Source organism: Streptomyces sp. NPDC048560 (genome assembly GCF_040650955.1).
Classification (GTDB): domain Bacteria; phylum Actinomycetota; class Actinomycetes; order Streptomycetales; family Streptomycetaceae; genus Streptomyces.
This window is the reverse complement of the sequence record NZ_JBEZIJ010000002.1, coordinates 353,308-374,882: the sequence shown is the minus strand read 5'-3', so window position 1 is coordinate 374,882 and position 21,575 is coordinate 353,308. Positions and strand designations below refer to the sequence as shown.

Here is a 21,575-nt window from a genome sequence, read left to right as displayed (position 1 = left end):
AACCGCCAACTGATTCGGTGTGCAGGCTACTTGGCAGTAATGCCGGTGGGGCAGTACCGGGAGGTACGTAAGTGTGCGCAGGGATGTTCAGTCAGCGGCGCAGCGCGGGATGGTCGGCGACCACCGTGCAGGAGCCCGGCGCGATCTCGGTGAACCCGGCGTCCCGCACCACCGGCAGGCCGCTCGCCGTGAGTTCCCGCCAGCGGGCCGGGTCCGGGGTGGCCACCGACAGGGGGAAGCCCGCCTCGCGCCAGGCCTCGCGCTCGGTCTCCGAGAGTTCCCACCAGGCCAGCTGGGCGCCGTGTCCCGCCTGGGCCATGGTCTTGCCCGCCGACATGTCGACGTCGGGGTTGAGCCAGAGCACCGGACCGTCCGGGCCGGGCGCGGCCGGGGGCTCCGGGTCGTCGAGGTCGGTGCCCGACACCTGGAGCTTGGCCAGCTCCTTCGGCCAGCCGTCCAGCGGCACCGGCGGGAAGACCCGCACCTCGGCGCTGTCGCCGGTGACCGTGATCCCGGGCAGTGCGGACGCCTTGCGCCACTCCGCGCCGCGGGCCCGGCGCACCACCTTGCGGATCCGGGCGTCCTGCCAGTCCCGCATGAGCTGCGCCCACTCGCCGTCGTCGAGCGAGCGTTCGTCGGAGAGGATCGTGAGCACGGCACGCGCGGCGGTCCGCAGGGCGTCCGTACGGGCCGGGGGCGCCGTCTTCTCGATGTGCACCACCAGCGGCAGGACGAACTGCGGCGCCTCGTCCCGGACGGTCGGCTCCGTCAGGAAGGGGCTGTCCGTGGGGACGGGCACGGCGGGGGAATCGGACGCGAAGATGTCGTTGCTGCTCACCCGCCCAGTCTGCCAGGCGCCCCGCCCGCCCCTTCTCGGGGAACTTCTTGGCGGAACGAAAGGCTCCGGGTGAGGATGCTCGGCATGAAGAGCGATCTCTTTTCCAGCGAGCACATGGTCCAGCCTGCCACCGTCCCCGGAATGACCCTGCAGAACAGCAAGTCCATCATGTACGCCGTCAACGGTGAGATGCACGCACGCCAGGGCTCCATGATCGCCTTCCGCGGCAGTCTTCAGTTCGAGCGCAAGGGCCAGGGCATCGGCGGAATGCTCAAGCGCGCGGTCACCGGCGAGGGACTGCCGCTCATGGCGGTCCGTGGCCAGGGCGAGGCGTGGTTCGCCCACGAGGCGGCGAACTGTTTCATCGTGGAGATCGAACAGGGCGACGTCCTGACCGTGAACGGCCGCAACGTCCTGTGCTTCGACGCCACGCTGGCGTACGAGATAAAGACGGTGAAGGGGGCCGGCATGACCGGCGGTGGCCTCTTCAACAGCGTCTTCAGCGGCTACGGGAAGCTCGGGCTGATATGTGAGGGCGATCCGCTGGTGATCCCCGTGACGGCGGCGCAGCCGGTGTACGTCGACACCGACGCGGTCGTCGGCTGGAGCGAGCGGCTCACCACGTCCCTGCACCGCTCGCAGAGCTTCGGCTCGATGGTGCGCGGCGGCTCGGGGGAGGCCGCCCAACTGATGCTCCAGGGCGAAGGGTTCGTGATCGTACGGCCGAGCGAGGTCAAGCCCGAGAAGGCGTCGGCCAACTGAATCTGCGAGGCGTGGGCCGCCGGTACGGACTCGGCGGCCCCTGGGTCCTGCGCGGGGTCGACATGGATCTGCCCGCGCGTGCCCTGGTCCGGATCGAGGGCGCCAACGGCACCGGCAAATCGACCCTGTTGCGGCTGCTCGCCGGGATCGACGCCCCTAGCGAGGGCCGGGTCACCGGCCGGGTGCCGCGTACGGCGTACGTCCCCGAGCGATTCCCTGCCGCCCTGCCGTTCACGGCGGCAGGCCTTCTCGTCCACCTCGGCCGTGTCCACGGCCTGCGGACCGGGGAGGCGGCGGCTCGGGCGCAGATGTGGCTGACGCGGTTCGGGGCCGAAACCGACGCCCGTACGCCCCTCGCGGAGCTCTCCAAGGGCACCAGCCAGAAGGTGGCCGTCGCGCACGCGCTGATGGCGGACCCCGGACTGCTCGTGCTGGACGAGGCGTGGACGGGCCTGGACCCCGTGGCACGGGAGGAACTGGACCGGGCCGTCGCCGAGCGGGTCGAGGCAGGGGCGACCGTCGTCTTCGTCGACCACGACCCGCACCGGCTGGCCGGTTCGGTCGACCTCGCCTACGGGTTCGACGGCCGCGCGCTCACCCCGGTGACGGTCCGCGCCATCCGGCGGCCCACCGGCCCCCGCGTCCGCATCGAGGCGACGGGCCCACCGGACACCGTCCTGCCGCCGGGCCTCCCGGGCACCCCCGTGCTGGAGCGTGGCCCCGAAGCGGCGACCGTGCGCCTCACGGTGCCGGCGGCCGACTCGGACGCCCTCCTGCGTACGCTCCTCACGGCGCCCCGGCCGTGGCACATCCGGCACGTGGCACCCGCCGGGAGCGAACCCCCGGGGCCGGGCCAAGCTCCGGAGCGGGGAGCAGCCCCGCCGGCCCCTGCCCCGAAGCCGGGCCGCGCCTCGCAGCGGGGTCCTGTCCCGGAGCGGGTTCCCGCCCCGGCGCTCGCGCCGGACCGCGATGCCGCTCCGGCGCCCGGCCTCGACTCCGATCCCGTTTCGGTGCCGACCTTCGGCCCTGCCCCCGCGCCCGACGTACCGGTGCGCGCCCGGCCGCCCGTGCGCGGCGGGGTGCCTGGCCGGGCCGCGGCGGCCCTCGTCCGCTACGAGTCCGCCCACCTCCTGCGCTCGCAGCGCTGGCTCGCCCCCCTCCTCCTCTACGTGGCCTTCCTCGGCGTGGGAGTCCGGTCAGGCCAGCCCGTCCTCGACTCCCTCGGGTACGCCGCCGCCGGGATGGTGCCGGTCACCGCATGGTTCGTCCGGCTCTGCGCCACGCAGGAACCGCCCGCCGCGCGCGCCGTCGTGGCCGCCGCCGTCGGACGGCCGCGTGCCCACCTCTGCATGCTGCTCGCCGCCGTGGCGTGGGCGCTCGTCCTTGGCGTCGTCGCCGCCTCGGTCGTCCTGCTGATCAGCGAACCCGCGGGTTCCGACGGCACCGCCGTGCCGCTGCCCGCAGCCTGGACGGCCGGGCTGCTCGCAACGGTGTGCTGTGTGCTGACGGGGGCGACGGTAGGGGCGCTCGGCACGCGGCCGGTGCTGCACCGGCTTGGCTGGTCGGTGGTCCTCACCGCCATGGGGGTCCTGCTCGCGCTGGTGACCAGTGGTTCACCGGCGAAGCACGCGGTGGCCGGGCTCGTCTCCGGATCACTGTCCGGGACGGTGCCCCCGCTGGGCCTGCCGTCGGCCGGAGCCCTCGTGATCGCGGCGGGAGCGGCGGCTCTCGTCTGCCGGCTCACTTCGGTGCGCGAGTGACTACCCTCGTACGTATGGACGATTCGTACTGCGGGCCCCCCGCGCCGAAGCCGGAGACCAGGGACACGGACACGGACACGGACACGGACACCGGTCCTCCGTTCGCGGAGTGCGTACTGTGCCGCGAGCCGACCGAGTATCCGGAGTCGACCAAGGGCATCACCCTGTGTCCGGTGTGCGAGTGGCGGGAAGCGGAGCGCACCGCCTGCTCCGGTTGAGCGGTGTGCGGGGCCGGCCCACGCGTCAGCTCCGCATCAGCTCGGAGACCTTCACGAACCGGTAGCCACGCGCGCGCAGCTCCGGCACCACCCGCTCGACGGCCTCTTCGGTCACCGGTGCCGCGCTGCGCGTGCAGTGCATGACCACCAGCGAACCCGGTGTCACCCCTGCCAGCACCTGCTCGGCCACCGCGTCGGCGTCCTTCGCGAACGCGTCACCGCTGACGACGTCCCACTGCACCGCCGTCACCTTCTCCGACGCAAGCGTGCGCAGGGCCGTCTCGTCGTAGCAGCCGCCGGGGAAGCGGAAGTACGGCACCACATTGCGCGCCCCCGCTTCCCGGAACGCGGCGAAGGCGCGCCGCACGTCGTCGCGCATGTCCGCCTCGTCGATGACCGGCAGGCCGTAGCAGGGGGACGTGTAGGCGTAGTGCCGGTATGAGTGGTTGGCGATCTCGAACAGCGGATCGGTGCCGATCGCCCTGGCCTGCGCCGGGTACTCCCGCGCCCACCGACCGGTCATGAAGACCGTCGACGGCACCTTCAGCCGGCGCAGCGAAGCGATCAGTTCCGGGTTGTCGAAGCGCTCGCCGGAAGCGGCGCGGGGCCCCTGGTCCGCGGTCATGTCCGCGTCGAAGGTGAGGGCCACGAGCTTGTCGCGGGACCGTGCGCTGTCGCCGCTCCCGCGCGGGCCGCGCGTGAAGACCGGGGTCAGGCCGGCCGGCCCGGGCGCCATCGTGGGCGCCTTGCGCCCGGTAGGCGGTGAGGCGAGGGCGCCGGCGGGAGCGGAGGACGCCGCGGGCGGGGCGTGGGTCGGCGCGTGGGTCGTGGCCCGAAGGGTCTCGGTACGGGCGGCCCCCGGGCTGCCGCATCCGAAGAGGCCGCTCCCGATCACCGCTCCAAAAATGGCCGCAAATGTGATTTTCCGTACGGATTTGGTCACTCTCGGAACGTAACTGATCGCCGAGTGGTGTGCCGTGAGCGGCGCCCGTGCGCCGCGCGGCGCTTCTCGGATGCTCCGGATCCGTCACCGACTGACCCGGGGGCCGGGTGCCCGGCCGTCCCCGGCCCGTGCCGCACGCTGTCCGGCGGCTCCGGGCCGGAACCGGCGGAAGGCCCTGGCAGCGGTGAGCAACGTCGGTTGCGTCCGCTCCCGGCCCCGCCGCCGGTCCGGCTCAGGTCAGGCGGTCATCGCCATGGTCCCGTCACGGCGAAGGTCGTTCCGGGCGTGTAGCAGTTCAGATACATCGTCAGACCGTCCGGCGAGAAGGTGGATCCGGCGAATTCGCCCCACTCCGGCTCCTCCGGCGTCCCCGTGTTCTGCCGGCCGCGCGCCATCGTGTAGACCTCGCCCCGGCGGGTCACCCCCAGTACGTACTGGGCCCCGTTGCCGTCCTCGCAGACCATCAGCCCGCCGTCGGGTGCCAGACAGATGTTGTCGGGGGATTCGCCGGGCAGCTGGATGTCCGTGTCCGGACCGAAGACGACCACCAGCGTGAGACGGCGTCGCTGCGGGTCGTACCGCCACACCTGGCCGTAGTGGTCGCCCGACGAGCCCTCGGACCGGCGCGCGAAGCTGGATACGAAGTAGACCGACGACCCGCCCCAGTAGCAGCCTTCGAGCTTCTGGGCGTGCGTAATGCCCTTGGGGCCGAAGTCCTGGAGCCGGATCGGGGTCTCGGCGGCCAGCGGATCGGGCACGGGCACCCACTCGACCCCGTCGAACGACGCCCCGGTGTCCTGGATGGCGGAGAGGTCGGGCACGCCCGGCACCCGCATGGCCTCCAGCGCGCCACCGGCCCGCAGCGAACCGCGCCCGCCGAGCGGCTTCTCGGGCAGGAAGCGGTAGAAGAGCCCGAACGGCCGTTGGAACGCGTCCTCCGTCTCGTACACGATTCCGCAGCGCGGATCGATGGCGACGGCTTCGTGCTGGAAGCGGCCCATCGCGGTGAGGGGTACGGCTCCGGTGCGGCGCGGATCGGCGCCGTCCACCTCGAAGACGAAGCCGTGGTCCTTGGTGTAGCCGTTCGTGCCGGCCTTGTCCTCGGTCTCCTCGCAGGTGAGCCAGGTGTTCCAGGGGGTGGGGCCACCGGCGCAGTTCACCGCCGTACCGGCGATGGCGACGCGCTCGCCGAGGACCGTGTTGCGGCTGTCGAGCTCCAGGGCCGTGCAGCCGCCCTTGCCCATGGGGTCGTAGGTGAGGCCGTCGACCGTGGGGACCGCGAGCGCGGCGGTGGCGCGGTTCTCGTGATTGCGTACCAGGTGGACCCGGCCGCGGTTGCCCCGGAAGGCGGCCATCCCGTCGTGGTTGCCGGGTACGAGGCCCTCGCCCGAACGGAGCTCGTCGCCCTGGCGGGAGAGCACCCGGTAGCGAAAGCCCTTCGGCAGGTCGAGCAGACCGTCCGGATCGGGGACGAGGGGGCCGTAGCCGCTGTGGCCGACGGCGGCGGAGGTGCCCGCGAAGAGTTCGGAGAACGCTCCGGTGAAGGCGACCGAGACGGCGGCTGCGCCGGTGCCGGCCAGGACCTGGCGGCGGGTCGCGGGGCGTCGTGCTGCTGAGGACATGAGGCAACTCCCTGTTGGCGGACAGGTGTGACCCGCATGTGTGTACCACGCGTGTTGCCGCGCGGGAACCATGCGGGCCACTGTGCCTCGTGGTGGCGACGGTGCCGCAAGTGGCCCTGGGGCCACCTGAGATCAGGCCAGGGAAGCGGAAAGCGTGATCGTCGTGCCCGTCAGCGCCTGGCTGACCGGGCAGTTCGCCTTGGCGTCCTCGGCGGCCTTCACGAAGCCCGCCTCATCCAGACCGGGCACCTCGCCCTGGACGGTGAGGTGGATGCCGGTGATGCCCGTGCCGGGCTGGAAGGTCACCTCGGCCTGGGTGTTCAGCCGGGTCGGCGGGTTGCCGGCCTTGGCCAGACCGTTGGAGAGCGCCATGGAGAAGCAGCTGGAGTGCGCCGCGGCGATGAGTTCCTCCGGGCTGGTCTTGCCGTTCGCCTTCTCCGCGCGCGACGGCCAGGAGACCGGGTACTCGCCGATGCCGGAGGAGTCGAAGGTGACGACGCCCCCGCCCTCGAGCAGATTGCCTTCCCAGACCGTGTGCGCCTGACGCGTGGTAGCCATGCTGGAATCCCTTCAAACGGTGTGCGCGGTGATACAGGACGTACGAGGCCCCCGGAGGTGCCCCGTTCGGTGGTACGCCCCCGAACCTACTGCGCCACCAGTCCCTTTGCGTCGCGCGCCAGGGCCGTGAGACGGGAGATGGCCCGGAAGTACTTCTTCCGGTACCCGCCGTTCAGCATCTCGTCGCTGAACAGCTTGTCGAAGGGGAGCCCCGAGGCGAGCACCGGAACCTCCCGGTCGTAGAGCCGGTCGGCGAGGACGACGAGCCGCAGCGCCGTCGACTGGTCCGGCACCGGCTCCACGCCGGTGAGGCAGACCGCGCTGATGCCGTCCGTCATGGCCCCGTACCGGCTCGGGTGGACCCGGGCCAGGTGTTCGAGCAGGCCGGGGAAGTCGTCGAGGGCGGCGCCCGGTGTGGCGTACGCGCCCTTGGTGACCTGCTCGTCGGAGTACGGCGGCGGGGCCTCGGGCAGCCCGCGGTGGCGGTAGTCCTCACCGTCGATCCGCAGCGGCCGGAAGTGCGAGGAGAGGCCCTGGATCTCGCGGAGGAAGTCGGCGGACGCGAAGCGGCCCTCGCCGAGCTTGCCGGGCAGCGTGTTGGAGGTGGCGGCCAGCGCGACCCCCGCCTCGACCAGCCGGCTGAGCAGTGAGGAGACCAGTACGGTGTCGCCCGGGTCGTCGAGCTCGAATTCGTCGATGCAGAGCAGCCGGTGTCCGCCGAGGGTCTGCACGGTCTGCTGGAAGCCGAGCGCGCCGACGAGATTGGTCAGCTCGACGAACGTCCCGAACGCCTTCAGCGAAGGGGCCGCGGGCGTGGCGTGCCAGAGGGAGGCCAGCAGATGGGTCTTGCCGACCCCGTAACCACCGTCGAGGTAGACCCCGCGTGGCCCCGCCGGAGCGGCGGGCGCCTTCCTGCTGAACCACTTCCGTTTGCCGGCCCCCGTGGCATGCGCACCGCCGAGGCCGCCCGCGAACCCGCTCAGCACACGGACCGCTTCGGTCTGGCTCGGCTGGTTCGGGTCGGGCACGTACGTCTCGAAGCGCACCGAATCGAAGCGCGGTGGCGGCACCATCTCGGCGACCAGACGGTCGGCGGGAACGCGCGGCTCACGGGCGCACAGGGACAGCGGGGCCGCTTCAGCTATGGGGCTCTGCCCCGGAACGGCGGTGGATGACGACACAACACGCCAGCTTAGGCGCCATGCCAGACTGCTTCGTATGCGACGCCTGCTCCCTGTGACGGACCTGACAACCGACGAGACCGGCCGGGTGGCCGGCGCGACCGCCCCCGAGGCCGCGGCCGACGGCGGCGAGTGGAGTCTCGACCGGCTGGCCGACGCCTACGCCTATCCCGCGGGGGACGGCCCCTGGCTGCGCGCCAACATGGTGTCCACCCTCGACGGCGCGGCCCAGCACGACGGCCGCTCCCAGGGCATCTCCTGCGCGAGCGACATGCGGATCTTCGGCACGCTGCGGGGACTGGCCGACGTGGTGGTGGTCGGCGCGGAGACCGTGCGCCTGGAGGGCTACCGCCCGGCCAGGGCACGGGATGCCTTCGCGGCGCGGCGCGCGGCGGCGGGACAGGGCGTCGCCCCCTCGATCGCCGTGGTGAGCGCGAGCCTGAACCTGGACTTCTCGCTCCCGCTGTTCACCTCGCCCCTCGTCCCGACTCTCGTGCTGACCGGCGCGGGCGCCCCCTCCGACCGGGTCCAGGAGGCGGAGCGCGCCGGTGTAAAGGTCGTCGTCGCAGGTGAGGGCGGTGTGGTCGCGCCCGAGCGCGCCGTACGCGAGCTGGCTGCCCTCGGGCTGAAGCGGATGCTGACGGAGGGCGGTCCCCGGCTGCTCGGTCAGTTCGTGGCGGCCGACGCGCTGGACGAGCTCTGTCTGACCGTGTCCCCGATGCTGTCCGCCGGAGACGCGCAGCGGATCGCGGGGGGCCCTTCGGTGGGCATGCCGGAACGATTCGCCTTGACGTCGATGCTGGAGGAGGACGGCTTCCTCTTCACCCGGTACCGACGCGACCGCTCCCGCTGATACGCGGCCCGGCGCACGGCCCGCGGGCCGCTGCTCCGGTCCGGGGTCGCGGTACGTGTTGACACGAGTTCTGACAAGTAACGGAATTTCCCGTTCCGGTTAGCTTCCGGTGGGCACACTTACTTCTGCAGACCCCGTGCGATCGCGGGGAAGGATGGTTTCAGCAGCGACCGTCACGGTCGATGAGACGAAGCGGAAGGGCGCCTGTCGTGTTCACAAGCGTTTTGATGATCGAGAAGCCCCTCTCCCAGGAGGACGTGGAGTTCGTCACCACCCTCCACGGTGAGGAGCGGACCTCGTTCGTCGTACTGATGCAGCCGCGGGGCGACCAGGCCGACGTACTTTTGCGCGCGATCGACGACGTGGCGATCGGCGAGCTGAAGGAAGCGACCCGCGAGGGCGAGGAACCGGAGGGCAAGGAGGCCCGTGAGCCCGCCGAACTGGCTCTCGAATTCACGCTCCAGGCACTCCGCAAGGCCGGCTCCGACGCGGTCGGACAGGTGGTCGAGGACCACCCCCTCGACAAGCTGAAGACCGTCGTCGACGAGGCGAGCGCGGACGAGGTCATCGTCCTGACCGCCCCGCACTACGTGGAGGAGTTCTTCCACCGCGACTGGGCTTCCCGGGCCCGTCACAAGGTCGGCGTACCGGTGCTCAAGCTCTTCGCGCACAGCGAATAGGCTGGGGGACCGTTACTAGCATCGACCCTGGGAGACACCCGCATGGCACCCGGAATTCCTGCCGCCCTTGAACGGCCGCACTTCATCGGCATCGGCGGCGCCGGGATGTCGGGCATCGCGAAGATCCTCGCCCAGCGGGGCGCGAAGGTGGCGGGCAGCGATTCCAAGGAGTCCGCCACCGCGGAGGCGCTGCGGGCGCTGGGGGTGACCGTCCACATCGGGCACGCCGCCGGTCATCTGGCCGACGACGCCACCTGTGTGGTCGTCTCCAGCGCCATCCGCTCCGACAACCCCGAGCTGGTCCGCGCCGCCGAGCTGTCGGTCCCCGTCGTGCACCGCTCCGACGCGCTCGCCTCCCTCATGGAGGGCCTGCGCGCGATCGCCGTCGCCGGCACGCACGGCAAGACGACCACCACGTCGATGCTCGCCGTCGCCCTGACCGAGCTCGGCCTCCACCCCTCGTACGCCATCGGCGGCGACCTGGAGGGCCCCGGCACCAACGCCGCGCACGGCGAAGGCGAGATCTTCGTCGCCGAGGCGGACGAGAGCGACCGCAGCTTCCAGAAGTACGACCCCGAGGTCGCGATCGTCCTCAACGTCGAGCTGGACCACCACGCGAACTACGCCTCGATGGACGAGATCTACGACTCGTTCGAGACCTTCGTCGGCAAGATCGTCCCCGGCGGCACCCTGGTCGTCTCCGCGGACCAGGCGGGCGCCGTCGAGCTGGTCCAGCGGGTCCGCGACATCTCCACCCTCAACGTCGTCACCTACGGTTCCGCGCCGACAGCCGACGTGCGCGTCCACAAGGTCACCCCGCGCGGTCTGACCAGCGAGGTCACGGTCGTCCTGAACGGGAAGTACCTCACCTTCACCGTCTCCGTGCCCGGCAGCCACTACGCCCACAACGCGGTGGCGGCCCTGGCCGCAGGTGTGGCCCTCGGTATCCCGGCCCACAACCTCGCCTCCGCCCTCGGCAAGTACACCGGGGTCAAGCGCCGCCTCCAGCTCAAGGGCGAGGCGGCCGGCGTCCAGGTCATCGACTCGTACGCGCACCACCCGACCGAGATGACCGCCGACCTCGAAGCCATGCGCGGCGCCGCGTCCGACGCCCGCCTGCTCGTCGTCTTCCAGCCCCACCTGTTCTCCCGCACCCAGGAGCTCGGCGCCGAGATGGGCCAGGCCCTCGCGCTCGCCGACGCCTCGGTGGTCCTGGACATCTACCCGGCCCGCGAGGACCCGGTCCCGGGCATCACGAGCGCCCTGATCGTCGACGCGGCGAAGGCCGCGGGAGCCGACGTCGTCGCGGTCCACGACCAGGCGAGGATCCCCGAGGTCGTCGCGGGAATGGCGAAGCCCGGCGACCTCGTTCTCACCATGGGGGCGGGCGACGTCACGGACCTCGGCCCGCAGATCCTGGACCACCTGTCGAGCTGAGGGAGCCACCGTGGCGTACGAGATCGAGAAGCCGGACGAGCAGTGGCGGGCGGAGCTGTCCCCCGCCGAGTACGCGGTGCTGCGCCAGGCCGGCACCGAGCCCGCCTTCCGGGGCGAGTACACCGACACCAAGACCGAGGGCGTCTACTCCTGCCGGGCGTGCGGCGCCGAGCTGTTCCGCTCGGACGCCAAGTTCGACTCGCACTGCGGCTGGCCGTCCTTCTTCGACCCGAAGGACACGGACGCGGTCGAGCTGATCCGGGACAGCAGCCACGGCATGGTCCGCACCGAGGTGCGCTGTGCCCGCTGCGGTTCGCACATGGGCCACGTCTTCGAGGGCGAGGGGTACCCGACGCCCACCGACCAGCGGTACTGCATCAACTCGATCTCGCTGACGCTGGCGCCCGACGAGAGCTGAGCCCACCGCTTCCCGGTTCCCCCGGGAAGCCCTCCGCAGCCCCCGGAGTCAGTCCTCTTCGGGGGCCGCGGGGGTTTCGGGACGCAGCAGGGGATGCACGACGCGCGGGAAGACCCGCGCCCGGACGACGGCTTCCGCCGACCCGCCCTGGATGACCGTCTCGGCGACGCCCCACGGGCGGCCGGGCAGCTGAACGGTGATGGTGTACGACGACGAGCAGCCGGTGCACTCGTAACGGTCGGCCCAGGTCTCGACGTCCGTGACGCTGCCCGGGTACCGCTTCACATGACGGTGCCGGGCGTGGCAGCGGTCGCACGTCTCGCCGGGCTCACAGGTCCCGCCGCACGGGCAGGGGACGTCGAAGGAGTCGGCCGGGAGCCAGTGCTGGACGAGAAGGGCGTCCCGGGTGGCGCCCATGTCCTTCATGGCCTTCAGATTGCGGGCCGCGACGTTGTACGACTCGCCGGTCGCCGCCATCCGGTCCCGGATCACGTCCTTGCGTCCACGGTTGGTCGTCATGTGTTCCTCCTGGGTATACGCAGCCCGCCAGGAGGCCCACGAAATCGTTCCTCCTACGGTACGCCAACGAACAGGCGGCGATCCAGCTGCCGCGGGCCCGCCCGCCCGGGGACCGGAACGGAGGCCACGGGCCGGAGACCCTCGCCGCAGCCGGTTCGGTCCCTCGGCCGGGTGGGCAGGACGACGGGGAACGGCGCGCGTACTGAAGCGTCACCTGGGAAGGGAACACCGCGATGGCAACTCCTCTGTCCGCCGACCGACTGCTCAAGGCTCTCCGGGACGAAGGTCTGCGCGTCGTCGAGCACCGGAGCTGGCGCACGCACAACCGCAATCACAAGGGACCGTGGGGGCCCGTGCACGGTGTGATGATCCATCACACCGTGACCTCCGGCACCCAGAGTTCCGTGGACCTCTGCTACGACGGTCACTCGACCCTGCCGGGTCCGCTGTGCCACGGTGTGATCGCCAAGGACGGCTCTGTGTACCTGGTCGGCCACGGCCGGACCAACCACGCGGGGCTCGGCGACGACGACGTCCTGCGCGCGGTGATCGACGAATCGGCCCTGCCGGCCGACAACGAGGCGAACACCGACGGCAACCGCTCCTTCTACGGCTTCGAGTGCGTCAACCTCGGCGACGGCGAGGACCCGTGGCCGGCCGCGCAGCTGGAAGCCATCGAGAAGGCGTCGGCCGCGCTCTGCCGGGCTCACGGCTGGACGTACCGCTCGGTGATCGGCCACAAGGAGTGGCAGCCGGGGAAGATCGACCCCCGCGGATTCACGATGGACTCGATGCGCACCCGGATCAAGGCACGTCTGGGCGGCAGCCCCGACGGCCCGCCGAAGCCCCCGGCGACGTACGAACCGTTCCCCGGAGCCGCGTTCTTCCAGGTGGGCCGTCGCAGCCCCGTCATCACGGCCATGGGCAGAAGGCTGGTGGCGCAGGGCTGCGGACGCTACGAGGTCGGTCCCGGCCCGGCCTGGTCGGAGGCCGACCGCGAGTCGTACGCCGCGTGGCAGCGGAAGCTCGGCTTCTCGGGGAGCGACGCGGACGGCATCCCGGGCAGGTCGAGCTGGGACAAGCTCAAGGTGCCCAACGTCTGACACGCCACTTCCTCGGTCGCCGGACGGGCTGGAGAGCCCGCCCGGCGACCGAGGACGGATCATCGACCGGGAGGGCCACTCGCTGCTGGCGGCAGGGCTTCCAGCGGAGCGGGGCGGGCGGGCGAGGGACGGATACGCATGGGACTCCAGGCGATCGGGGGTGGGGGTGAAGCGGGGACCGGCCTGTGGGAAGGCCGTGGGTGACGCGCGACCCGTGGGAGCGGGCCGTGGGTCGGCAGGGGAAAGCGGGCGCGGGCGGGACCGGGGGGACGGCCACACCAAGATCATCAAGCGCAGTGAAAAAGTACATACATCGCGGCCCGCCGGCTCCGGGACACACGGGAGTCATGGCCGGGGAGGGAAGCTCACCGCATCGGCGTAGTGGTCCCCAAGTCCCTTTCGGGGCAAGGCTTCAGGCGCCCGTGGCCGTACTCCCGACCGGTTCGTCCCACTCCCGCCGCGAGGTCGCGGTGCATTCCCGTACCCGTACAGCGGCCAGTCGCTCGGGTGGTGACTCCTGCCGGACGCGCGTAAACGATCTTGCCTGGACAGTCTTGAGGAGAGTGCGGCGGCCGTCACTCCGGAGGAGGGCGCCGGCGGCCGTCACCGGTCCGCCGGCACCGTAGTGGCCTCTCGTGCCCGCGACCGTCGCCCATCGTCCCGGCCGTCACTCTTGAGAAGAGCGCGGCGGCCTTCCTCCTGTCCGCCGGCACCGTAGTGGCTTCCCTGCCCGCGACCGTCCCAAGCCCCGGACCCGCCGCCCCGCCTCGTCCCACTTACCCCACGCGAAGGACGCCCACGTCCCGTTCCACGCTCCGCACCGCGCGGTCCGAACGCCTTCGCGGCCCTGCGGCTCAGCCCCGCCGAACCCGCCCCGAGATCCGTCGGCCGAGCCGTCCGAGCGTGCTCGGCCGGTTCCACGCCCGGAACGCGTCCGCCCGGCCGCTGCTGCCCGCGCTCTCCACGGCCTGCTCGACCTCTTTGAGCCGGGCGGGCGCGAGCGTACGCACGGCGGGGCGCAGCACCTCGCGCAGCAGGGAGTCGGCCACGGTGTTCCACGCCGGGCCCGCGTGCGGGTACGCGGTCCACACGCCGAAGCAGTCGGCCGTGTAGACGGGGTCGGTCCGCAGACGCTGGGCGACGCCTTCCGTACGGGCCGCGCGGTCGTACGCCGCCACCAGGTCGGTGTCCTCACTGTGAACGAACGCGTACAGCTCCGCCTCCGGACGGTCGTGGGCGAGCAGCCGTACGGCCAGGGCGCCGAACGCCCTCTCGCGGACGGCCGGTTCGACCGGCTCGGCCTGCGCGCACAGCGCCCTGGCCCGCTCCACCCATCCCTCGCCGGCCACCCCGGAACCCACCTCGCGCGCGAAGTCCAACAGCAGCAGCGCCCCCCGCACCCGACCTTCGATCTCCTGCGGGAAGCCGCGCAGCAGGTCGTGGGAGAGGGCGGCCGCCTCGTCGTCGTCCGAAGACGCCGCGAGCGCCGCGTCGACCAGCCGCGCCCACGTCCCGGCCGTCCGGTGCGCGTCCGACGTGGCCGCGTCGAGCAGCAACCGCGCCTCTCCGGCAGTCGGCGCGCGGTCCCCCCACACCAGCCCGGCGGCGGTACGCAGCACCATCGGCTCGGCGAACGGTGAGAGCCCGGCCGCACGCAGCACCCGGTGCCACTCGGCCGCCCGGTCGCCGCCCAGCGTGGCCCGTGCCCCGGCCGCCTCGGCGCACATGCGCAGATGCGGCAGCGCCTGAGTCCCGGTGAACGGCAGCGTCACCCGGCCCAGCAACCGCTCCACCGAACCGGGATCGTCGGGCGCGAGCCGGTCCAGCGCCCCGAGCAGCGCCGTCCGCACGTCGAACTGCTCGTCCAGCAACTCCAGCAGGGCCGGTCCGAACTCCGGATCGTCCTCCGCCAGCAGCGCGGGCGCCAACCGCCCTACGATCGTGGGAAGGAACTCCGCGCAGTCCACGTCCAGCAGCCTCGCCACCCGCAGCAACTGCACCGTGCGCGCCACATCCCCGCTGATCGCGGGCGTACTCAGCTCCGCGAGGATCTCGGGGCCGAGCACCGTCCCGATCGCCTCGCCGTCCGGACCCGCGAACGCGGAGCGCCCGGGCAGCTCCAGCGAACCGTTCCCTCCGCGCACCGCTTCCGTGACCAGCATGGCCGCCAGCGGCACGGTCGTCGTGACCGGCGAGCGTCCGTCGAGAGCGCCGAACAGCCTTCCCACAGCATCGAATTCGGCCCCGGACCTGTCGTCGACGCCGGGTGATGTCAGTGCCTCCACCAGCTGCCGCGTCTGCTTGGCGTCCAGCGCGTACGGCCGTTCGGCGGCCCAGTCGGCGGCGGCGGCGCGCTCGTCGGCGCCGAGCGCGATTCCCGCGCACAGGGCGGTCACGGCGAGCGGACCGGCGGCGAAGGGATCCCCGGGCAGCCCTTCCGCCTCACGGAACAGCTCGGGCGCGCGACTGCGCCAGATCCGGGCGGCGGTCTCGGCCCAGGCGTCCCCGGAAGCCATCTGCGGCCTGACCCCCGTGCATGTGTGCACACGGAGCCCGCTGCCTTCCAACTCGCCTGCGTCAGCCGGAAGTAGACCTACCACCCGGTGCGGCGAGGATCCGGGCTTCCGGGTGTACGTCGTGAAGGTCAGCCGCTCCGCACTCTCCCGAGGCAGCGCGGCACCGGCCAGCGCGATCCACCGTGCCACGTCCGCGCTCTGCCGCTCGACGAGCACGACGGGCGAGACCGGCGGGCTCTCCTCGCTGACCCGGCGCATATCGGCGAAGACGGACGCGAGCCACGGACTGCGCGAGACGGCGAAGTCGCCCAGCCCTTCGCGTACCGCCCCGTGCCCCGGCGGAAGGCTGCTCAGGGGATCGGGTATCGCGCCGCCGGGCGTCACGGACACCCACTGCGGTGACCTCCACGCGTCGACCGGCAACCGGCCGCCTGTCAGCCGTGCGTCCACCGGCAGATACACCGCGTGGGAGTGGAACCTGACGGGAGCCGAACCCGCTCCGCGCACGGGCACCGTGCGACAGAGCAGCCGACTGCCGTCGGACAGCAGACTGAAACTGAACGCCTGCGGCAGCGACCACAGTTGGGAATCGGTGGGAAGGAAGGGCACGTCGACCGGAAACTCGTATCCGATCAATGGCTCGATCTCGTCGAGCATCGCCGCCGAGATCCCGGGACCTACCGCCGTGAACCGTCCCCCCGAAGCCTCGCTCCCCGGCGCGGCGGAGGTGTAGTGCAGCTGTGCAAGGCTCATGCGTCGGCCCTCTTCGTCCCTGCCGCGAGCATCCCCGAATTCACCCCACGGCTGAGGGCGGGGAGAAGTCCCGCAGCCGTGGGGGCGACGCTATCAAGAGGGGGCGTACTGATGTGCGGGCTCAGGCCCCTGCACGCGCACCGATGTGGGGGCTCAGGCCCTTGCGGCGTCCGGGACGGAACTCGCCCGGGCTCGGGACTCGGCGTACGGGTTGCCGGGTTGGCGGTCCGGGAGTTACGGCGTCCGCGTGAGGCCACGCAGCTGGTTGACGAGGGCGTGCACGTCACGCCCCACGGCGGTGTGGGTGACACAGTCCGCGGCTGTCGCGAGAGTGGGGCGACAGGCGCGGCAGAGGCCGTCCGGGAGCGCTTCCGGGCGGCCCGGGACGCCGCACCTGGTGCACTCCACCATCGTGTGGCGCACGGGAGTGGCGGCCGGAGCGGACAGGTGCGGTGGCATCTTGTCGCGGAGGCGGCGGCGTACGAAGCCACGCGGGGCATCTGGCGCAATCTGTTGACGCTGCCCATGGCGCTGATGCTGGACGGGGGAAGGGGAGTGGCCGCCCTTCTCCGCTCCCGACGTGTAGCCCACCGGGCGCAGCGACCGTAGTGGGCTCGGTGAGCGTCCGGGCCGGAGCCCTCGGCGCGGCACGCGACGGCGAAACTCGGGTCACTGCCGCCCGCAGGTGCGCGACCAAAAGAGCGTACGACCGTACACCCCACAGTGTACGATCGTACGCATGACGGCCGAGAAGACGGACTACTTCGCTGACGACCCGCGCACCAACCTGGAGCGGATGCTCGCGGGCGATCTCTATGTCGCCGACGACCCGGAGATCGCACGCCTCCAGCAGCGCGCCATGAGGCTCGCGGCGCGATACCAGGCCGCGTACGTGGAGGACACCGTCACCGCCAGGCCGCTGCTGGCGGAACTGCTCGCCGCCGTGGGGGAGGGTGTCGACGTACGCCCGCCGCTCCACGTCGATTACGGCAGCAACATCACCGTCGGGGCGCGTACGTTCGTGAACTACAACCTGACCGCACTGGACGTCGCGCAGATCACCATCGGTGAGGACTGCCAGATCGGCCCGAACGTCCAACTCCTCACGCCCACGCACCCCGTGGAGCCGCAGCCCCGTCGCGACAAGCTGGAAGCCGCACTGCCCATCACCATCGGCGACAACGTCTGGCTCGGCGGGGGAGTGATCGTGTGTCCCGGAGTGACGATCGGCGACAACTCGGTCATCGGGGCGGGAGCGGTGGTCACCAAGGACGTGCCCGCCGACGTCGTCGCGGTGGGTAACCCCGCGCGGCCCGTCCGCAGCGTCTAGGCGTACCTCATGGCCACCGGACAGACGGATCCACAGCGGCGCGAGCGGATCCTCGCCGCCACGCTCGACCTGATCGCCGACGACGGCGTCGCGGGTGTCTCCCACCGCAAGATCGCCGCCCGCGCGGGGGTGCCGCTCGGCTCGATGACGTACCACTTCTCGGGCATCGAGGAGCTGCTGCGGGAGGCGTTCACCGGGTTCGCCCGGCACGTCGAGGACCTCTTCGAACTGCACCTGAGCGGCGCCGACAGCACCGACGGGGCGCGCGACGCGGTCACCGACCTCATCCACACGCTCTCCGAGGGCCCGCGCCGCGATCTCGTCCTGGCACAGGAGCTGTACACGCTCGCCGCCCGGCACGTGGAGTACCGGTCACTGACGCGGGCGTGGATGCGGCGCAGCCGCCAGTTGCTGGAGCAGCACTTCGACGCGGACACCTCCCGGCAACTGGACGCGCTGATCGAGGGGATGACGCTCCACCGAGCGCTGGACGACGCACCCCACGACCGCGCCTTGACACGCCTGGCCGTGGCGCGCCTCACCGCTGCCGCCGTAGGGGTGCCGGTGGCGTAGCGGGGTAGGACGTTGGCGGCGCATGGACGTGCGAGCGTGCGGGCGTATGGGCATGCCGGTGCGTGGGCGGCGTGGCGTCGCACAAGGACAGCCCGTGGGGCGCGGCCCTGACACCGCGCCCCACGGGCGCGACTCGTACCTGACGGGCGTGGCGCGGCGCCTGAGGCGCGTTCGGTCGGGGACGTAACGCCTGGCTCGATCTTTGACCCACTGTGCTGTGCGCCAGGGCTGGATGTCGGTGGCTGGTGATATCTGTAGAGCGTGGAAGATGCGATCTCAAGCGCGATAGCCCTGCTAGGTGAAGCCTTCGCGGCAGAGGCCCGTCGCCGGCCGCTGGGCTGGGAGGGGCTTCGGTCCTGGGAGGACGAGCACGGTGTCGTGTTGCCCGAGCCGTATCGCACTTTCGCGGCCGAAATCGCGAACGGTACGACCGAGGGCCCGACTTACGAGGGCGGTCTTTTGCCTCTGGGAGCAAAGCCCGACAGCTGGGTCAGTTGGAAGGCTGACTGTTGGATGAGTCCTCAGCCGTTCGACGGCACCGCCGTACGCAAGCCCGACCGGCCCTTCCCGCTTGCAGGTGAATGGCAGTGGGAGTACGAGTACTACGACCACGCCCTCCACTCGTCGCCACTGCATGAGACCTACCAGCACGGCTCGGTGCTACTGGGTAGTGACCAACCCGGCGACTACTGGACGTTGGTGGTGACCGGCCCGCAGCGCGGCCAGGTGTGGTGGCTCAGAGACGGATGCGCCACACCCTATTCCTCGTCCGGAGAACTTGGAGTCGGCTTCCTGGACTGGGTGAGGGACTGGCACCTCGGACAGGGCTGGTGGCGCTCCGAGTAGCCCGGTAACTCGACCTCGAACCTCGTAGGCCGAACGGTTCGTAGTGCTTGATCACTCGGACCGGTAACTGCGTTACGCGCAGGCGGCCTTCGGCTGAGCAGTGATCCGGCCAAGGAACGCACGCAGCCAGGCGGGAACGTGACCGAAGTCAGCTGTTCCGGATGCGGCGGGCGGCGGCGACGAGTTCGTGAGGCAACGAGGCACCAGCGCACGCGTAATCGATCAGCACACCCCGGTACGGGCCGTTCGGCAGATCCGGCGCCAGTTCGATGAGTGCGCTCAACTCGGCAGGGGAGCCGGTGAGCCGTGCCCGGTAGGCGGCCCCGGCCGCGCGGAGCGTGATCTCGCTCGGCTCATGCTCCAGTCCCAGCCCGATCAGCCGTACCGCGTCGGAGAAGTCCCCCTGCTCGGCACGCACGTCGGCCAGATCGAGATAGAGCGACCAGTTGGCCGGATCCAGGGCGAGGGCGCGCTCGAAGGCCGCTCCGGTCTGCTGAGGGCTGCCCAACTTGCGCCACGTACCCGCTCGTACGACTTCTGTCATCGAGATCCGCTCAACGGAGTCCGCCCGGTCGCAGAGGGCGAACGAGGCGTCGGTGAGGCCGCACGCCCGCAGCAGGATCGCCATCCTGGCCATCGCCTCCGGCAACGGGCGCTGGGCAGAGACGGTTTCGATGGCTCGGAACCAGGGTTGGAACCGTTCCCGCATGTTGTCCGTGTCCAGGTCATGGCCGTAGTCCATCGTCCGCATCGCGGCCTCGGCCAGCGCCTCGGCACCCACCGAGCCCAGAAAGCGATCGTCGCCGAACCAGGGGGCTTCGGCCCAGGCGATGTCGGGCCGCGCGCCCGTGACCGACCCGAGCGCCATCGCAGCCCCGTCCATGTCGCCCTTGAGGAAACCGATGTAGGACTGCGTCAGTACCCCGGCCAGGGAGTCGGAGTCCTGGACGACGGCGGCCAGCTCCGTCGGCGACTCCCGCCACAGGTCGGCGAGAGCCGCGTATGGCTCGGGGCTCCCCGGAGCGGAGGTTATGGCACGGGCCAGATACTGTACGGCTGCCGCTGGACTGCCCCCGCAGTGCGCCATGACCTGTGCGAGACCGACTGCAGCTGCTACCGACCGATTCGACATCGGGGGAGGATATCCCCGGCAACGGCCATCTCCCTCCCCGGCCCCTGCCAGGCGGAGGGCTGGCGCCGCCGGACCGACGGCCCCCGGACAGCCTGGGCGTCGGCCGGACTGTGAGCGAGAGGACCAGAACACCAGATGTCTGAAGACGCGCAGTCGGCTCTGACGGAGCTGTGGCAGCAGCGTTGGCCCAACTGTCCTCCGGTCGGGTACAAGCTCCGCGACCCGTACCGAGACGTCTGGGTGCGCTTCCACAGCCTGCCGGAGTCCAAGCGATACGCGGAGGACGAGAGCGAGTACGCCGTCGTCCTGGACCGCTACAACACGGTCCTCGATGACCTGTTCGCCGACGGGGACGTATACGTGATCACACCGGTCTGGGCCGCCGGAACCGAGGTTGCGCCGCTCCAGCCGGACGCCGGCTACTGGCGAAGCCTCCTGGTGGAAGACGATCCTGACCCGGAGCTCCGCACGTACTGCCACCTCTTCGTCGCCCGCCGGCCTTGGCAGCGCGGCTGCCTCGACGGGCTGCTGCGTGACACCGCTGACGACAAGGTGGCGGGAGCCCTGATCACCGACACCCGGATGCGACGCATCCACTGTCCCTACGACGGCGGCGCCGACGTCTTCCTCCCCACACCCGCGGAACGGGATCGGACGCGAAACCGGCATACTGACTGGCTTTCCATCCATCCGTCAGGCCTTTGACGGACGGGACAACCCTGCGGCCACGTTGGAGGATTCACGCAACAGCCGACGAAGCAACGGAGCAGGGGGCAGCGACGCGATGACGCCGATGCCTGGTACTCCAGTCGTAGAGCGCGATCACGGATCGGAGATTCGCTCGTCGGTAATCTGCCTGTGTGGTTGAGACCTGGGATGAAGTGCAGTTGATCGCGGACGGTTTCGAGCGGGTGTACGTCGAGCTGGAGTGGTACGACGGACCTCGCGTCGGTCTCACTGCCATCGACGGGAAGCCCCACTACTTCGACGGCTACGGCCAGTACTTCGGCGACGAGGACGATGAGTTCCGAGTCTGGCCCGCGAGCCCGGCTGCGCTGGAGTGGGAACGCGAGCAGTGGGCGCTCTATGTCAGCTGGAACGAGCGCCATGTGGCGGGGACGGCCCAGCCGGACTACCGAGGTCAGAGCGGAATGGACGCCCGCTATGACGAACTGGACGCGTTGCTGGAGCAGCACCGTCAGGTACCTGACGGTGCCACTCGGCTTGTGGGTGAGCTTCGGCATTGCGGCACCGGCCACCAGGCGGGAGGGACGGGCTACTGGTTCCGGTGGCGTCCGAGCACGTGAAAGGCGCACTCGTCCCGACGTAACCGGGGTCACCTGCAAAGACGGCAAAGCCGCAGCGCCGGCCGTTGCAGGACAGTCCACCGACGCCGCAACGAAGTTGACCGGCCCATCAGTCGGCCTATGAGCTTCCCAGCCATCGCCACGCGCTACGACGAGAGGGCGTACGTCTTCAGCGGGACGGTCACAGCAGCGGCGATCAGGTTATGGCTCGGACCGTGAACAGCAG

The 21,575-nt window shown here is 71.1% G+C and carries 21 protein-coding genes and 1 pseudogene; 14 read left to right on the top strand and 8 right to left on the bottom strand.

What is annotated here, in order from left to right; genetic code table 11:
* Positions 1–91: 91 nt before the first annotated feature.
* Positions 92–838 (bottom strand): aminoacyl-tRNA hydrolase, encoded by a 747-nt coding sequence (locus AB0C82_RS08490; RefSeq protein WP_362837716.1) that lies wholly within the window; start codon positions 836–838, stop codon positions 92–94.
* Between the two features lie 84 nt (positions 839–922).
* Between AB0C82_RS08490 and AB0C82_RS08485 the strand changes: the two genes are divergently transcribed.
* From AB0C82_RS08485 to AB0C82_RS08475, 3 genes are read left to right on the top strand one after another with little or no spacing between them, the layout of a single operon-like run.
* A complete protein-coding gene (locus AB0C82_RS08485) occupies positions 923–1,600 on the top strand; it encodes an AIM24 family protein (protein ID WP_362837714.1) in 678 nt (225 codons plus the stop codon).
* Positions 1,601–1,611: 11 nt separating this feature from the next.
* Complete coding sequence (locus tag AB0C82_RS08480) at positions 1,612–3,360, top strand: ATP-binding cassette domain-containing protein (protein WP_362837712.1); 1,749 nt, start codon at positions 1,612–1,614, stop codon at positions 3,358–3,360.
* A gap of 14 nt (positions 3,361–3,374) precedes the next feature.
* Positions 3,375–3,578, top strand: a complete 204-nt coding sequence (locus AB0C82_RS08475) for a hypothetical protein (protein ID WP_362837710.1) — start codon at positions 3,375–3,377, stop codon at positions 3,576–3,578.
* Between the two features lie 25 nt (positions 3,579–3,603).
* On the opposite strand, the gene AB0C82_RS08470 is transcribed toward AB0C82_RS08475, so the two are convergent.
* The 4 genes from AB0C82_RS08470 to zapE form a co-directional block, all read right to left on the bottom strand.
* Entirely contained in the window at positions 3,604–4,473 is an 870-nt protein-coding gene (locus tag AB0C82_RS08470; RefSeq protein ID WP_362837708.1) for a polysaccharide deacetylase family protein, read from the bottom strand.
* Positions 4,474–4,766: 293 nt separating this feature from the next.
* Positions 4,767–6,143 (bottom strand): alkaline phosphatase PhoX, encoded by a 1,377-nt coding sequence (locus tag AB0C82_RS08465; protein ID WP_362837706.1) that lies wholly within the window; start codon positions 6,141–6,143, stop codon positions 4,767–4,769.
* A 132-nt stretch (positions 6,144–6,275) separates the two neighbouring features.
* Entirely contained in the window at positions 6,276–6,701 is a 426-nt protein-coding gene (locus tag AB0C82_RS08460) for an OsmC family protein (protein WP_362837704.1), read from the bottom strand.
* An 86-nt stretch (positions 6,702–6,787) separates the two neighbouring features.
* Positions 6,788–7,882 carry a cell division protein ZapE gene (gene zapE / locus AB0C82_RS08455; protein WP_362837702.1) on the bottom strand — a complete coding sequence of 365 codons (1,095 nt, stop codon included), beginning with the start codon at positions 7,880–7,882 and terminating at the stop codon, positions 6,788–6,790.
* Positions 7,883–7,919: 37 nt separating this feature from the next.
* On the opposite strand from zapE, the gene AB0C82_RS08450 reads away from it, so the two are divergent.
* The 4 genes from AB0C82_RS08450 (at position 7,920) to msrB (ending at position 11,270) form a co-directional block, all read left to right on the top strand.
* Complete coding sequence (locus tag AB0C82_RS08450) at positions 7,920–8,735, top strand: pyrimidine reductase family protein (protein ID WP_362837700.1); 816 nt, start codon at positions 7,920–7,922, stop codon at positions 8,733–8,735.
* A 227-nt stretch (positions 8,736–8,962) separates the two neighbouring features.
* Positions 8,963–9,415 (top strand): indole-3-glycerol phosphate synthase, encoded by a 453-nt coding sequence (locus tag AB0C82_RS08445; RefSeq protein ID WP_362837698.1) that lies wholly within the window; start codon positions 8,963–8,965, stop codon positions 9,413–9,415.
* A 42-nt stretch (positions 9,416–9,457) separates the two neighbouring features.
* Positions 9,458–10,852, top strand: coding sequence for a UDP-N-acetylmuramate--L-alanine ligase (gene murC, locus AB0C82_RS08440; protein ID WP_362837696.1), 1,395 nt, complete (start codon positions 9,458–9,460; stop codon positions 10,850–10,852).
* 10 nt (positions 10,853–10,862) lie between these two features.
* Positions 10,863–11,270: a peptide-methionine (R)-S-oxide reductase MsrB gene (gene msrB, locus AB0C82_RS08435; protein WP_362837694.1), complete on the top strand. Its 408-nt coding sequence runs from the start codon at positions 10,863–10,865 to the stop codon at positions 11,268–11,270.
* A 48-nt stretch (positions 11,271–11,318) separates the two neighbouring features.
* Here the strand turns inward: msrB and AB0C82_RS08430 are convergent, their stop codons facing one another.
* Positions 11,319–11,789: a hypothetical protein gene (locus AB0C82_RS08430; protein ID WP_362837692.1), complete on the bottom strand. Its 471-nt coding sequence runs from the start codon at positions 11,787–11,789 to the stop codon at positions 11,319–11,321.
* Positions 11,790–12,022: 233 nt separating this feature from the next.
* On the opposite strand from AB0C82_RS08430, the gene AB0C82_RS08425 reads away from it, so the two are divergent.
* Positions 12,023–12,892 carry a peptidoglycan-binding protein gene (locus tag AB0C82_RS08425; RefSeq protein ID WP_362837690.1) on the top strand — a complete coding sequence of 290 codons (870 nt, stop codon included), beginning with the start codon at positions 12,023–12,025 and terminating at the stop codon, positions 12,890–12,892.
* A gap of 854 nt (positions 12,893–13,746) precedes the next feature.
* Here AB0C82_RS08425 and AB0C82_RS08420 read toward each other — a convergent pair.
* On the bottom strand, positions 13,747–16,161 hold the full coding sequence (locus AB0C82_RS08420) for a GTPase-associated protein 1-related protein (RefSeq protein WP_362837688.1): 2,415 nt from the start codon (positions 16,159–16,161) through the stop codon (positions 13,747–13,749).
* 739 nt (positions 16,162–16,900) lie between these two features.
* On the opposite strand from AB0C82_RS08420, the gene AB0C82_RS08415 reads away from it, so the two are divergent.
* The 3 genes from AB0C82_RS08415 to AB0C82_RS08405 all read left to right on the top strand — a co-directional run bounded on the left by AB0C82_RS08415 (position 16,901) and on the right by AB0C82_RS08405 (position 18,910).
* On the top strand, positions 16,901–17,491 hold the full coding sequence (locus tag AB0C82_RS08415; protein ID WP_362837686.1) for a sugar O-acetyltransferase: 591 nt from the start codon (positions 16,901–16,903) through the stop codon (positions 17,489–17,491).
* 9 nt (positions 17,492–17,500) lie between these two features.
* Positions 17,501–18,064 (top strand): TetR family transcriptional regulator, encoded by a 564-nt coding sequence (locus tag AB0C82_RS08410; RefSeq protein ID WP_362837684.1) that lies wholly within the window; start codon positions 17,501–17,503, stop codon positions 18,062–18,064.
* A gap of 261 nt (positions 18,065–18,325) precedes the next feature.
* Complete coding sequence (locus AB0C82_RS08405; protein WP_362837682.1) at positions 18,326–18,910, top strand: SMI1/KNR4 family protein; 585 nt, start codon at positions 18,326–18,328, stop codon at positions 18,908–18,910.
* A 148-nt stretch (positions 18,911–19,058) separates the two neighbouring features.
* Here the strand turns inward: AB0C82_RS08405 and AB0C82_RS08400 are convergent, their stop codons facing one another.
* Positions 19,059–20,042 carry a tetratricopeptide repeat protein gene (locus AB0C82_RS08400; protein WP_362837680.1) on the bottom strand — a complete coding sequence of 328 codons (984 nt, stop codon included), beginning with the start codon at positions 20,040–20,042 and terminating at the stop codon, positions 19,059–19,061.
* A gap of 135 nt (positions 20,043–20,177) precedes the next feature.
* Between AB0C82_RS08400 and AB0C82_RS08395 the strand changes: the two genes are divergently transcribed.
* From AB0C82_RS08395 to AB0C82_RS08385, 3 genes and pseudogenes are all read left to right on the top strand, one after another.
* Entirely contained in the window at positions 20,178–20,747 is a 570-nt protein-coding gene (locus AB0C82_RS08395) for a hypothetical protein (protein ID WP_362837678.1), read from the top strand.
* 155 nt (positions 20,748–20,902) lie between these two features.
* On the top strand, positions 20,903–21,349 hold the full coding sequence (locus AB0C82_RS08390; RefSeq protein ID WP_362837676.1) for a hypothetical protein: 447 nt from the start codon (positions 20,903–20,905) through the stop codon (positions 21,347–21,349).
* Positions 21,350–21,568, top strand: a pseudogene (locus AB0C82_RS08385) (IS5/IS1182 family transposase); the annotation flags it as partial.
* Between the last annotated feature and the right edge of the window lie 7 nt (positions 21,569–21,575).